The organism is Rhodococcus sp. JS3073 (genome assembly GCF_026810085.1).
Classification (GTDB): Bacteria; Actinomycetota; Actinomycetes; order Mycobacteriales; family Mycobacteriaceae; genus Rhodococcus_F; species Rhodococcus_F wratislaviensis.
Genome location: NZ_CP113951.1, coordinates 3783854 through 3796290, shown reverse-complemented (window position 1 = coordinate 3796290; position 12437 = coordinate 3783854). Strand labels below are relative to the sequence as shown.

At 68.6% G+C, this 12437-nt stretch carries 12 protein-coding genes; 4 read left to right on the top strand and 8 right to left on the bottom strand.

Annotated features, from left to right (window positions below; translation table 11 throughout):
• Positions 1-109: 109 nt before the first annotated feature.
• Together OYT95_RS17135 and OYT95_RS17130 are read left to right on the top strand one after the other, a co-directional pair.
• Positions 110-1666: a TM0106 family RecB-like putative nuclease gene (locus OYT95_RS17135; protein ID WP_128640341.1), complete on the top strand. Its 1557-nt coding sequence runs from the start codon at positions 110-112 to the stop codon at positions 1664-1666.
• A gap of 37 nt (positions 1667-1703) precedes the next feature.
• Complete coding sequence (locus OYT95_RS17130; protein WP_128640340.1) at positions 1704-2378, top strand: YoaK family protein; 675 nt, start codon at positions 1704-1706, stop codon at positions 2376-2378.
• Between the two features lie 24 nt (positions 2379-2402).
• Here OYT95_RS17130 and OYT95_RS17125 read toward each other — a convergent pair whose 3' ends face one another.
• Positions 2403-3032 (bottom strand): class I SAM-dependent methyltransferase, encoded by a 630-nt coding sequence (locus OYT95_RS17125; RefSeq protein WP_268792016.1) that lies wholly within the window; start codon positions 3030-3032, stop codon positions 2403-2405.
• 31 nt (positions 3033-3063) lie between these two features.
• Positions 3064-3831: an SDR family NAD(P)-dependent oxidoreductase gene (locus tag OYT95_RS17120; protein WP_005562584.1), complete on the bottom strand. Its 768-nt coding sequence runs from the start codon at positions 3829-3831 to the stop codon at positions 3064-3066.
• A 172-nt stretch (positions 3832-4003) separates the two neighbouring features.
• On the opposite strand from OYT95_RS17120, the gene OYT95_RS17115 reads away from it, so the two are divergent.
• Positions 4004-4369, top strand: coding sequence for a hypothetical protein (locus tag OYT95_RS17115; protein ID WP_268792015.1), 366 nt, complete (start codon positions 4004-4006; stop codon positions 4367-4369).
• Here the strand turns inward: OYT95_RS17115 and OYT95_RS17110 are convergent.
• The 5 genes from OYT95_RS17110 to OYT95_RS17090 all read right to left on the bottom strand — a co-directional run bounded on the left by OYT95_RS17110 (position 4363) and on the right by OYT95_RS17090 (position 9437).
• Positions 4363-4710: a UBP-type zinc finger domain-containing protein gene (locus OYT95_RS17110; protein ID WP_112301556.1), complete on the bottom strand. Its 348-nt coding sequence runs from the start codon at positions 4708-4710 to the stop codon at positions 4363-4365. The two genes, OYT95_RS17115 and OYT95_RS17110, sit on opposite strands and share 7 nt — an antisense overlap.
• Positions 4703-6151 (bottom strand): ATP-binding protein, encoded by a 1449-nt coding sequence (locus tag OYT95_RS17105; RefSeq protein WP_268792014.1) that lies wholly within the window; start codon positions 6149-6151, stop codon positions 4703-4705. Before OYT95_RS17105 ends, OYT95_RS17110 begins: the two co-directional genes overlap by 8 nt.
• A gap of 13 nt (positions 6152-6164) precedes the next feature.
• Positions 6165-7841: an FAD-dependent oxidoreductase gene (locus OYT95_RS17100; protein WP_112301557.1), complete on the bottom strand. Its 1677-nt coding sequence runs from the start codon at positions 7839-7841 to the stop codon at positions 6165-6167.
• An 82-nt stretch (positions 7842-7923) separates the two neighbouring features.
• Positions 7924-8634, bottom strand: coding sequence for a TMEM165/GDT1 family protein (locus OYT95_RS17095; RefSeq protein ID WP_081792233.1), 711 nt, complete (start codon positions 8632-8634; stop codon positions 7924-7926).
• A gap of 275 nt (positions 8635-8909) precedes the next feature.
• On the bottom strand, positions 8910-9437 hold the full coding sequence (locus OYT95_RS17090) for a hypothetical protein (protein ID WP_005248897.1): 528 nt from the start codon (positions 9435-9437) through the stop codon (positions 8910-8912).
• Positions 9438-9636: 199 nt separating this feature from the next.
• On the opposite strand from OYT95_RS17090, the gene OYT95_RS17085 reads away from it, so the two are divergent.
• Positions 9637-10986, top strand: coding sequence for a hypothetical protein (locus OYT95_RS17085; RefSeq protein ID WP_112301559.1), 1350 nt, complete (start codon positions 9637-9639; stop codon positions 10984-10986).
• A 3-nt stretch (positions 10987-10989) separates the two neighbouring features.
• Here the strand turns inward: OYT95_RS17085 and OYT95_RS17080 are convergent, their stop codons facing one another.
• Positions 10990-12429 carry an amidase gene (locus OYT95_RS17080; RefSeq protein WP_037228296.1) on the bottom strand — a complete coding sequence of 480 codons (1440 nt, stop codon included), beginning with the start codon at positions 12427-12429 and terminating at the stop codon, positions 10990-10992.
• Positions 12430-12437: the final 8 nt, after the last annotated feature.

Below are 12437 nucleotides of genomic sequence, written 5' to 3'. Positions count from 1 at the left end.
CCGGTGCTTCGGGATCAGCCTAGGGGAGCACATAATCTTCGTCATCGTGTGTTCCCATATCGGTCAGCAATCAGAACCCGACGCCTCTCCCGGAAAGGCGTCGGGGACGGTGATCGATGCCAGCGCACTGACGCGGTGCCGCCACCGGGTGCACCTCGATGCGGCGTTCCCCGAACAACTCGCGGCCGCACCCGAGGACCCGGGGGTCCGCCAGCGTCAGGATGCCGCCGCCGCCAAGCGCGAAGACGTCCGCCGGATCCTCACCGATCATGCGCCGGAACGGTGGGTGCAGATCGACACCGAGCAGAGCCTGCGCCTGCGGGCCGAGGACACCCTGGCCGCGTGCGAGGCGGGCGCGGACCGGATCTGGGGAGCCGTGCTCCCACTCGACCGGGTCGCCGGCCGGCGGGCGCGCTGCGAGATCCTCATCCGTGACGAGGACCACGGCGGGTACATCCCGGTGATCGTCGTCAACCACAAGGTCACCGACCCCGGCCGCGGCGCGGTGACATCGGACATGTTCGAGTGGAAGCCGCGGGAGGACGCGGCGCGGAAGCCGCGCAGCCAGGTCCGCGACCAGATGCGCGTCGCGCAGGTGTACCGGATGCTCGAGCGGCACGGGTACGCGAGTCCGGCCCTCGTGGCAGGCGCGATCGGCTACGGCTCCGACGTCATTTTCGTGCACGACCTCACCACCATCCTCGACGACTACGACGAACGCTTCGCCGACCGGCTCGCCGTCGCCCGCGGGGAATCGGCGACCGTGCCGTCGAGGATCGGCGAATGCCGTTCCTGCCCGTGGTGGCCCGGCTGCGAGGAGCAGCTGACCCAGACACACGACGTGAGCCTGGTGGCCACCGGTTCGCGCGCCGACATGCTGCGCGACGCGGGCTGCCACACCATCGACGACCTCGCGGCGTGGGACCGCGAACCGCTCGAGGACTGGCCGCACGGCGCGTTCGAGGACGCCGTCGTCACCGCGAAGGCGTGGCTCGCCGGAGCGCCGCTGGTGCGGCGGTTCCCGGAGATCCGGGTGACCCGTGCCGACGTCGAGGTCGACGTCGACATGGAGAGCTACCAGGAACACGGCGCCTACCTGTGGGGCACGCTCCTCAACGTGGACGGGGTGTCGGCGTACCGGCCGTTCGTCAGCTGGGATCCGGTGCCGACGCAGGACGAGGCACGGTCGTTCGCGGAATTCTGGACGTGGCTGATGGCCGAGCGGGAAGCGGCGGCGCTGAGCGGCAGGACCTTCGCCGCGTACTGCTATTCGCGGTCCGCGGAGGACAAGTGGCTGCTGGACTCCGCCCGCCGGTTCGCCGGGGCGCCCGGCATCCCCACCGAGGCCGAGATCCGCGAATTCATCGACAGCCCACAATGGGTCGACATCTACCAGGCCGTCAGCGACCAGTTCATCTGCCCGGGCGGCAAGGGTCTCAAGAAGATCGCCCCGGTCGCCGGATTCCGGTGGCGCGATGCCGACGCCGGCGGTGAAGCGTCGATGAGCTGGTACCGCGAAGCCGTCGGCTACGACGGCGAACCCGACCTCACCCAGCGCGAACGACTGCTGCAATACAACGAGGACGACGTCATCGCCACGAAAGTACTGCGCGAATGGATGTCGGATCGGGCCGAGAAGGAGATCCCGCTCGCATCCGACCTCTAGGCTGCAAGACAGGGCCCGATTCGGTAGGGGTGGTCAGGTGGAGGTGCCGAAGACATCCACGACGCTGCGGTTCGCTCTGCTCCTCACCGCCGCGGGCGGCTTCCTCGACGCCTACACCTACATCAGCCGCGGCGGGGTCTTCGCGAACGCCCAGACCGGCAACGTCATCCTCATGGCCATCGACCTGTCGGAGCGGCACTTCCACGCCGCCCGGGCACACCTGTGGCCGATCCTCGCGTTCATCGTCGGTGTCGCGTTCGCGCACCTGCTCAAGGGCGAACTCGCCCACAGCGTCTTCGACCACCCGATCCGGATCGCCATGGGCGCGCAGGTCGTCGTCCTCGTCGCGGTCGCGTTCGTTCCCCCGGACGTCCCCAACGCGCTGGTCACCGTTCCCATCGCTTTCGTCGCCGCCATGCAGTTCGGCCTGTTCCGCACCATCGGGTCGCTGTCGTACATCGCCGTCGCCACCACCGGCAACCTCATGCGCTTCACCGAGTCGGCGTACGCCGCATTCATCGAGAAGGTCCCCGAATCGCGTCAGCACACCCGGGTGTACGCCGCCATCGTCAGCAGCTTCGCCGGTGGGGCCGTCGTCGGAGCGTTCGCCACCCGCTACTTCGGCGGATCCGCCGCCTGGATCCCCGCCGCCCTCCTGTGCGGAGCCCTCGTGCTGTTCTACATCGACGACAGGCGGCGCCGCCGCCTGTGAGCGGTTGACGAGTCCCTGGACTCTTCAGGCACGCACGGGCGGCGAAGCCGCAACTCCGAGGGAATAGGCGCCGACGATCTTCGGCGTAGATGTCTCGTAGAACCGGTCGAGGTCTGTCACCTCGAATCCGGCGTTAGTCACCAGGGTGGGAATGTCGCGGGTGAGGTGGCACCCACCGGCCACCGTCTTCTGGATCGGTTCGAGCCGGCGCTGCCACCGCTGGACGTTCTCGTCCGGGGCGAGACCGTGCTCGACGAAATGCAGTGTGCCGCCCGGTTTCAGGACACGCCGGACCTCCCGGAGCGCGGCGTCGACGTCCGGGATGGTGCACATCGTCCACGTCGACAGTGCGGTGTCGAAACTGTTGTCCGGGAAGGGGAGCGACTGGCCGTCCAGGCCGGACCGTTCGACCGTGGTCGTCGACGCGTCCAGGCGCTTGCCCGCCAGCTTCCAGCCGAGGTCGGCGGGTTCGACGGCGCTCACCGAATCGACGGCGGCCGGGTAGAACGGGACGTTGAGGCCCGACCCGAATCCGATCTCCACCACGCGCCCGTGCAGACCGGCGCAGACGCGTCGCCGCGTCGGCTCCGTGAACTTCATCCCGCAACTGATGTCGACGAGTCGCGGAACGATCCGGTCCGAGTAGAAACCCATGCTCACCTCCCAGCGAAGGGCGCGGATCCGCCTACCGCGGCGCCATGCGCAGAGCGCCGTCCATACGAATGGTCTCACCGTTGAGGTAATCGTGTTCGACGATCATCTGGGCGAGCTGTGCGTATTCGGCGGGCTGACCGAGGCGGGAGGGGAACGGGACACCGGCTTCGAGGCCCTTGCGGTATTCGTCGGTGACACCGGCGAGCATCGGGGTGTCGATGATGCCGGGGGCGATGGTGTTGACGCGGATGCCGAACTGCGCGAGGTCGCGGGCGGCGGGGACGGTCATGCCGTGCACGCCGCCCTTGGATGCGGAGTAGGCGATCTGGCCGATCTGGCCCTCGAACGCGGCGACGGACGCGGTGTTGATGATGACGCCGCGCTGCCCGGACTCGTCGACGGTGTCGGTCTTGGCGATGGCGTCGGCGGCGAGGCGCATCACGTTGAACGTGCCGAGGAGGTTGACGGTGATGACGGTGCGGAACAGTTCGAGGTCGTGCGGGCCCTTCTTCGACAGGATGCGGCCGGCCCAGCCGACGCCGGCGCAGTTGACGACGATGCGCAGCGGCAGACCCGATTCGACGATCTTCTCGATCGCGGCCTGGACCTCGTCGCCGCTGGTGACATCGGTGGCGAGGAGGGTCACGCCGTCGGGGACGTTGTCGCCGGCGCGCTCGATGGACTGCTGCAGGTCGAGTCCGAACACGGTGGCTCCTGCGTCGGCGAGACGCTTGGCGGTGGCGGCGCCGAGGCCCGAGGCCGCTCCGGTGACCAGTGCGGCGGTTCCCTGAATTTCCACAGTTCGCATCCTTACGTTCCCGGCGACCTCCGTTGGCCGACCCTGGTGACCTGCACCATAACGCCCGCTCGGTGTGACGGCAGAGGCGAGGGAAACCTCGTGGGCGCGGGGAGCGGGTATTTTGTCTTCTCGCGCGGATCAGGGGACGCGCACGACGACCGTAGGGGGACGGATGACCGAGGATCGGCTCGAAGTGGACCGCGATGCGTTGGTGCGGTGCATCGCCGCGTGCGACGTGTTGGCGGCCGACATGCAGGATCTCCGAGAGCGCGCGCACCGCGAACTCGCGCCCGAGAGCTTCGGTCTCGGCGAAACCCATCTGCGGTCGGCGGCGGAACTGGCTGCGCGGTTCCGGGCGACGGCGATCGGCGGCCCGGGCGTCGCCGTCGAGAACTCGGCGGCCGGGACGTTCGCGGCGCACGAGCGTTACGCGCTGGACCTGAAGGCGACGTTCGAAGCGGCGCTGGCCCGGTACGACGAACAGGACGCGGCGACGGCACACCGCCTCGCGCAACTCCGACCACACGCGAGTCAGTGAATGAAGGCCTGCCAGTTCGGCGGAACCCGGGAGCCGGGACCGGGGATGGTCTGGTCGATCGGATGATGTTGCGGCGGGGCGAGTTCGGGGCCCTCGAAGGCCGTCTCGGTGGCGTAGTTCCAAAACCAGTTCTCGCCCGGTTCGAAGCTGCGCACGACGGGGTGGCCGGTGTCGGCGGCGTGCTTGGTGGCGTGCTGTTCCGGTGAGGAGTCACAGCACCCGATGTGGCCGCACTGCGCACAGCGGCGCAGATGCACCCACCACCCGCCGTCGCTGTCGCATTCGGCGCATCCGTCTCCGCTCGGCGGCACGCTCGGGTCGATTCCCTCCAGCTCACCCATCTGAGGCTCCTTCTGCTTCTGCGACTTCGGGTTCGATCGGAATGCGGACCTGGAACCGGGTGTCGCCTGGTTCGGACTCGACGCGCAGGTCACCGCGATGCTTTTTCACGACGATGCGCCAGGAGATGTCGAGGCCGAGCCCGGTTCCCTCGCCCACGGGTTTCGTGGTGAAGAACGGCTCGAAGATGCGTGACCGGATCTCTTCGGGCACACCCGGTCCGGTGTCGCCGATCTCGATGAGCGCCATCTCGCCGTCGCGGCGGGTGCGGACGGTGAGGGTGCCGTGGCCGTCCATGGCGGCGACGGCGTTGTCGATGAGGTTCGTCCACACCTGGTTGAGTTCCGCGGCGTACGCGGGGATCTGCGGCAGTGTCGGGTCGTACTCCTTCACTACCGTGACGGAGTCGCCGATCTTGCGGCCGAGCATCACCAGCGAACTGTCGAGCAGTTCCCGCAGATCGACGCGCTGGTACGGGGCACGGTCCATCTGCGAATACTGCTTCGCGGCGTTCACGAGCGTGGAGACCCTGGCTGTCGAGTCGGCGATCTCGTTCATCAGCAGTTCGGTCTCGATGGTGTAGTTGAGCCAGCGGATCGCGCTCTCGACCATCGATTCGTCGTCGACGCTGGCGACGATCCGCTCGAGCCACGGCACGTCGAGACCCGCCTGCACGAACGTGGGCGCCAGGTCCCAGCCCCCGGAGACACCGTGGTCGTCGAACCAGTCGCCGAGTTCGTCCTCGCGGTCGGAGGCTTCGAGCGGGGTCAGCGTCGGCGCCTTCGCCACCAGTTCGGCGGCCTCCTCCTGCAACCGGATCAACGTGGCCAGCGCCTGACTGTCGTATACGCCCGAGGCGATCACGCTCAGCTTCTGCCGCATGTGCGACACCCGGTCGCGGAGCGACGCCGTCGCCCGGACCGCGGCCGCCGCCGGGTTGTTGAGCTCGTGCGTGAGCCCCGCCGACAGCGACCCCAGCGCGAGGAGGCGTTCCCGCTGATCGACGACCTGCTTCGCGCTCTGTTTACCGAAGAACAGCCCCTCCAGCAGGTGCACGGCCATCGGGAACCACTCGCGCATCAGCTGCCCGAAACGGTCGGCGTCGAGGACGAAGAACCTCGACGGGGCGGTGACGCGCATCGACGCGGTGTACGTCTGGGGTGCGCGGTCACCGAGGTACGACTGCCAGGCCCCGGCGTACACGCCGCGCTGCGATGTCCGGTTGAACTCGATCTCCTCGCCACCCGACAGCTTGCTCAGCACGAGCTCGCCTTCGATCAGCACGTAGAAGCACGTCGCGACCTCACCCTCCGCGTACACCGGGCCGGGTTCGATCAGCTCGACGTGCCCTTTCTCGCACAGCTGCTCGAGCTGGTGGTTGGTGAGCTTCTCGAAGAGGAACAACGTCCTCAGCTCGGGGGGATTGCACGAAAGTTGGGTCATGGTCTGCCCCCGGTCACGGTTGGCCGATGTAGCGGTGGACGAGCATCACGGCCATGGCGCCTTCCCCGACCGCCGACGCCACCCGCTTCGCCGATTCGGAGCGCACGTCACCGGCCGCGAAGATCCCCGGGACGCTCGTCTCGAGGTGATGCGGAAGACGGTCGAGGGGCCAGCCGCTCGGTGGTTTCCCGTCGACGACGAGGTCTGGTCCGGACACGACGAACCCGTTCTCGTCCCGCGCGACGACGCCCTCGAGCCATTCGGTCCGCGGGGCGGCGCCGATGAACAGGAACAGGAACCCGGCGTCGACGGTCTCCTCGTCGCCGGTCGCGTTGTTGCGCAGCCGGATCTTCTCGAGGTGCCCCTCGCCCTCGACGCCGATCACCTCGGTGCACGGCCGGACGCGGATGCGCGGGTTCCGGTCGATCTGCTGGACGAGGTAGTACGACATCGACTCCTCGAGCGACTGCGCCCGCACGACGATGGTGACCGAGCGGGCGCCCCGCGACAGGTAGACCGCCGCCTGTCCGGCGGAGTTGGCCCCGCCGACGATGTAGACGTCCTGGTCGGTGCAGCGGGCGGCCTCGGTGACGGCGGAGCCGTAGTAGACGCCGCGGCCGGTGAGGTCGTCGACTCCGGGCGCGGGATGACGTCGGTAGGAGACGCCGGTCGCCAGGATCACCGTGTGCGCGTCGAGGGTGTCGCCGTCCGCGAACCGGACGGTCCGTGCCGATCCGTTGACCTCGAGCGCCACGACGTCGCGGGTGGTGATCAGTTCGGCCCCGAATCGGGTGGCCTGCCTGCGGGCCCGTTCGGCGAGTTGCGCGCCGGACACGCCGTCGGGGAAACCGAGGTAGTTCTCGATGCGTGAGCTCTGACCCGCCTGCCCACCGGTCGCGGTCCGTTCGATCAGGGCGGTGCGCAGACCTTCCGAGGCGCCGTAGACGGCGGCGCCCAGACCGGCCGGTCCGCCGCCGACGACGACGAGGTCGTAGAAGTTCTCCGACGGGTCGGTCCGGAGTCCGAGATGCCGTCCCAGTTCGGTGTCCGACGGCTCCACCAGGCATTCGCCGTCCGAGCAGATCACCACGGGCAGGCGCCGGCCGTCCTCGCCGGCGGCATCGAGCAGCCGCCCGCCCTCCGGCTCGTCCGACATGTACCAGCGGTACGACAGCTGGTTGCGGGCCAGGAACTCGCGCACTTCCGAGGACCGCGGTGCCCAGCGATGACCCACGACCTTCGTCTCTTCGGCGGGGTGCTGATCCGACGACGCCCACGCCTCGAGCAGGGCGTCGACCACCGGGTACAGCTTCTCTTCGGGCGGGTCCCACGGCTTGAGCAGGTAGTGGTCGAGGTCGATGACGTTGATCGCCTCGATGGCCGCGTCGGTGTCGGCGTAGGCCGTGAGCAGCACTCGCCGCGCGACCGGATACAGGTCCATGGCCTTCTCGAGGAATTCGATCCCGCTCATCGACGGCATCCGGTAGTCCGCCAGGATCGCCGCGACGGGATCCCCGCGCAGTTTCATCTGCTTCATCGCGTCGAGTGCGGACTCGCCGGATTCGGCGCGGATGATCCGGTACTTCTCGCCGTACCGGCGCCGGAGATCGCGGGCGACGGCGCGCGATACTCCGGGATCGTCGTCGACGGTGAGAATCGCAGGCTTGCCGCTTGCTACGGGATGGTTCACACACGCCCTCTCGTCCGTGAGAACTGCGAGGTACTCCAAGGCTTCCGAGTATTGCCCCAGGGCGCGTCTTTGTCGACCGGGTTCAGTCCTGGTGCTGCATCTGTTCGGGCTCTGCCGAAGCACCGCGGCGGCGCCGTGACCACACTGCGCGACCGGCAGCACCGGCCAGCGCCAGAACGACGACGGCGACGCCGGCGATCGGGCCGGCCGCGTTGCCGGGAAGCAGACCCTCGAGCAGCAACCAGATGCCGAACGCGAAGAACAGAACCGCCGCACCGATGCGGATGACACTCTCGGGCAGATGCTTACCCAGCACGGCGCCGACGACGATGGCCAGGGCGTCGGCCGCGACCATGCCGACGGTCGAGCCGATCCACACGCCGACCGTGTCGTGGTCGGTGGCGAGCGTGATGGTGGCGAGCATGGTCTTGTCGCCGAGTTCGGCGAGGAAGAACGCGGACGTGACGGCCAGGAACGCCGAACGGGTGGCCCGCCCGGCCTTGAGTTGCTCGTCCTCGCTGAGGTCGTCGCCGCGCAGCGTCCACGCACCGAAGATCAGGAAGGCGGCACCGCCGACGATGCTGATGGCCGCGGTCGGGATGGCAACACCGAGGTAGTGGCCGACGGCGACGGACACCAGGTGGACCACGGTGGTCGCGACGGTGATGCCGGCGATCACGACCCACCAGCGGTAGCGCAGCGCGAACGTCATCGCCATCAGCTGGGATTTGTCTCCCAGTTCTGCGACGAAGATCACGCCGAAACTCAGCAGTGCGGCGGTCAGCACGGGCATCCTCCTCCAGTAGTCGGTCGGAGGATGACAGGTGGATTCCTCCGGCCTGGCAGACGCGGGTACGTCTGTCCGGCCGAAGGTCTCGCCCACCGGCGCCGGGTGATCCGGCGACGGTTCGCCAGGCCGGGTCCGGTGCGGTGAAGCAACGAGCCAGTATGTCGACGCAGGCGATTGGGGGCTACTCCCCTTCGATGTCCGTAACGTTAGCGTGACTTATCCGAAAGGCAAAGGCGGCAATAAGTTTGGGGCACCGACCGCAGAAACTTCGGGTTCCCTCACGAGGCCAGTAGCATGGCCAAAACGGCAGTGTCGGGATCGCTGATCGGGTCGATGCCCACCCGGCTGACCATGGACGTCACCGTCCCGTCCGCCTCTGCTTCCACCCACGCCGCCCGGTGTTCCAACCCCAGGTGGGGGAGACCGGGAAGCAGAACACAGCCCGAAGCGGCGCCCGCGCACTCCGGGAGCGACGGCGTGGTCTCGGACGGCGGGTGCAGCATCATCAGCGCCGGCGGCTGATGATCCGCGAAGCGACCGGGAGCGAGCGCGAACTCCCCGAGAACGGTGCCCTCGGCCACCACGAGGCCGACGGTCTCGGGCTCGGGCTCCTCGGGCAGGTCCTCGTGCGCGCCGAAGACGGTCGTGGTGTGGAGCAGCCCCGGAACGCACGCCACCCGCACGGCGAGCGCGAGCAACTGGGCCCATTCCTTGGTGGTGTCGGGCCAGCGCCCGGAAATGACGAATCCCCGCAAGGTACCCGCGGCCTGGAAGGGCGAGATGCCGATGTAGCCGTCCCTGTTCATCTCTGCCTCCTCGGTGTGATGACACGCTGCGAACACGACTGGTTCTGCACACCTCGTTGGGTACTTGAAGAATGCGCCCGACAGTGCCTGGCACACAAGAGCAGGGGAGTGCTAACCGGTCTTCGGGCGGGCAGACATCTCAGAGAATCCTCAGAATCGTCACAATGTGCCGCTACGAAGGCCACCTATCCTCACCGGAATGACCTCTGAGCGCGCACGGAATCCCGCGAATCACGCCCGAACCGAGTCGACGCGAAAGGTCCTCACTTCGCGGCGCGTCGCCGCGGCCGCCATGGCCGGCCTGGTCCTGGCGTCCGCGGGGGGACTCGGGTACGTGTTCCTCGGTGGCAGCGCGGCAGACAGTCGGACCGTGGCGATCGTCAACACGGACGCAGGCGCGACCGTGGACGGAAAACCGGTGCGTGCGAGCGACACCCTGATCGAGAAGCTCGAGGCGAACGAGGCCTTCGACTGGCAGGTGGTCGACGCGGACGCGGCGGCGGGCGGCGACTGGTTCGCCACGGTGACCGTGCCCGAGGACTTCAGCGAGGCGGTGTCCTCGGTGTGGGGCGCGAAGCCGCGGCAGGCGACCCTCGACCTCGACGTCGCGGGTTCCGACACCGGTGCGTCCGAGGAACTCTCCGGAGTGGTGTCCTCCCAGATCGGCGCGGACGGCATCACGGATCTGCTGGCGGACATGTCCTCGTCGCGGACGCGGTTCCAGCAGGCGGGAATGACGGCCGGGTTCCTCGCGGCCGGCACGGCCGCGGCGGACGATGCGGCACAACAGCTCACGGAGGGCGCCGACACGCTGCTCCCGTATCTCGAGACGGCACGGTCGGGCTCGGTGCAACTGCTGGGCGTCGCCGACCAGGTGGCGGGCGTCGTCGACCAGACGTCGGGAACGGCCGACGACCTCGCGGACCGGTTGAGTGCGCTGGGCCTGACGCTGGGCGAGGCGAACGACAGCGCCACCCGGATGCGTACCAGACTCGACGAGGCGATCCGCGTTCTCGACGCCACTCCCGTTGCCTCGGACGTGGTCCCGTCGCTCCGTCAGGTCAGTGCCGACCTCGGTCTGTTCTCCTCACAGCTGGGTTCGGTGCCCGGTCTGCTGGGCGGCGGGGTCGGCCCCGACACGGACCTGGGCGAACTCGTGCGCGTCGCGATGGGCCAGCTGACCGACGCCAGCAATCAGCTGAGCAGCGGGGCGCGGCAGCTGAACGACGGCATCGTCCCGATCGCCGATCAGGCACCGGAGATGCTCGAAGGCGCCACCTCGCAGATCGTCGACGGGTTCGCGAAGCTGAAGACGTTGTCCGGGCAGCTGTCCACCGACCTCAACAACGGTGTCGCGGCGATGCCGGTGCGCACGGCGGCACAGCAGAACCAGTTGGCGACGGTGCTCGCCGAACCGGTCGCGGTGACCCGCACACTCTCCGCGCCGTCACCGATCCTCACCGCCGAGCACCTCGCCGCCGGCTTCGGGGTCACCACCGTGCTGCTGGCGGGTGCCGTCGTGTGGATGGCCGTGCGGCGCAGGGCCTGACCGTCAGCGGGCGTCCTGGATGCGACGCCACGGCGTGGCCTGCTCGAGCTCGAACGCCAACTCGAGCAGCGTCCGCTCGTCGCCGTGGTCGGCGGAGAAGTGCGATGCCAGCGGCAGGCCGCGGGACGTCTCGTGCATCGGCAGCGAGATGGCCGGTCCGCCCGAAGCGTTGTTCAGCGGCGTGAACGCCGTATAGGCGATCAGCTTGTCGAAGAGCTCCTCGAAACTCTGTGTCGGCGAAAGGTATCCGAGCTCCGGCGTCGTGTGCGCGAGGGTGGGCGACAGGATCACGTCGTACTTCTGGAAGATCTGCGCGTAGTCACGGTACGTGCGACGCAACCGGTAGAGCACGCGTGGAGTCTTCGTGATGTTCTTGCGGTACATCGCGGCGAGTCCGCGCGTCAGGTTGTCCGTGGCGTCGCGGTCGAAGTCCGGTCCGAGCATCCGCTTGCCGTTGCTGGAGATGACGAAAGACAGGAACCCCCAGTAGATGCAGAAGTCCTCGACGAACGAGGAGTTCACCGGCATCGGGCACTCCTCGACGTGGTGCCCGAGGTCCGCCAGCAGATCGGCGGTGGCGTGGACCGACTTGCGGGTCTCGTCGTCCGTGCGGGACACGGTGACCGAGTCGACCACCACCCCGACCCTCAGCCGGGTGCTGCTCGGCCCCTCGACCAACCGGATGGGTGGCAGTGCCGGATTGCGGTAGTGGCGTTCGGCGGCCGCCATCCACCGTGCGGTGTCCCGCACCGAGCGGGTGACGGCGCCCTGCGCGATGATCCGGATCGGCAGCGTCTTGTCCATGGCGTCGGGGACCGTCCGCCCGCGGGACGGTTTCAGGCCGACGAGCCCACACGCGGCCGCGGGAATGCGGATGGATCCGCCACCGTCGTTGGCGTGCGCGATGGGTACCACCCCCGAAGCGACGAGTGCGGCCGAACCGCCCGAGGACGCTCCCGGCGAGAACGCGAGATTCCACGGATTGTGCACGGCCTCGGCGTCCATGAACTCGGTGGATGCGCTGAACCCGAACTCGGGCAGCCGACTCTTCCCCAGCGAGAGCACACCTGTGGACAGGTACTGCGTGACGAAGTCGCTGTCGACCCGGGCGGGCTGCGCCGCGAAGGCGACGCTGCCGTGCTGCGTGGGCAGGCCGGCGACGTCGACGTTGTCCTTGACGACGGTCGGCACTCCTGCGAAGACACCCTCGTGCGGTCGGTCCGCCTCCGTCAGCGCACGGTCGAAGTCGGCGAACGCCAGGGCGTTCAAGGCGGGCCCGACCGACTCGGCGCGCGCGATCGCCGCCTCCGTCACCTCGCGGATCGTCACCTCCCCGGACGCGATCCGTGCCGCGAGGCCGGTGGCGTCGAGGTCGCCGAGCGCGTCGTCGCGGAATGCGTGGACGAGGGCGTCGTCCCGGGCGGGGTTGCTGAACTCGGTCACTTCCGAAG

Excerpts from the sequence above, each read along its gene's own strand:
- OYT95_RS17125 (WP_268792016.1), bottom strand. The coding sequence starts at position 3,032 with ATGGGTTTCTACTCGGACCGGATCGTTCCGCGACTCGTCGACATCAGT.
- OYT95_RS17115 (WP_268792015.1), top strand. The coding sequence starts at position 4,004 with ATGACCGAGGATCGGCTCGAAGTGGACCGCGATGCGTTGGTGCGGTGC.
- OYT95_RS17110 (WP_112301556.1), bottom strand. The coding sequence starts at position 4,710 with ATGGGTGAGCTGGAGGGAATCGACCCGAGCGTGCCGCCGAGCGGAGAC.
- OYT95_RS17105 (WP_268792014.1), bottom strand. The coding sequence starts at position 6,151 with ATGACCCAACTTTCGTGCAATCCCCCCGAGCTGAGGACGTTGTTCCTC.
- OYT95_RS17095 (WP_081792233.1), bottom strand. The coding sequence starts at position 8,634 with ATGCCCGTGCTGACCGCCGCACTGCTGAGTTTCGGCGTGATCTTCGTC.
- OYT95_RS17090 (WP_005248897.1), bottom strand. The coding sequence starts at position 9,437 with ATGAACAGGGACGGCTACATCGGCATCTCGCCCTTCCAGGCCGCGGGT.
- OYT95_RS17085 (WP_112301559.1), top strand. The coding sequence starts at position 9,637 with ATGACCTCTGAGCGCGCACGGAATCCCGCGAATCACGCCCGAACCGAG.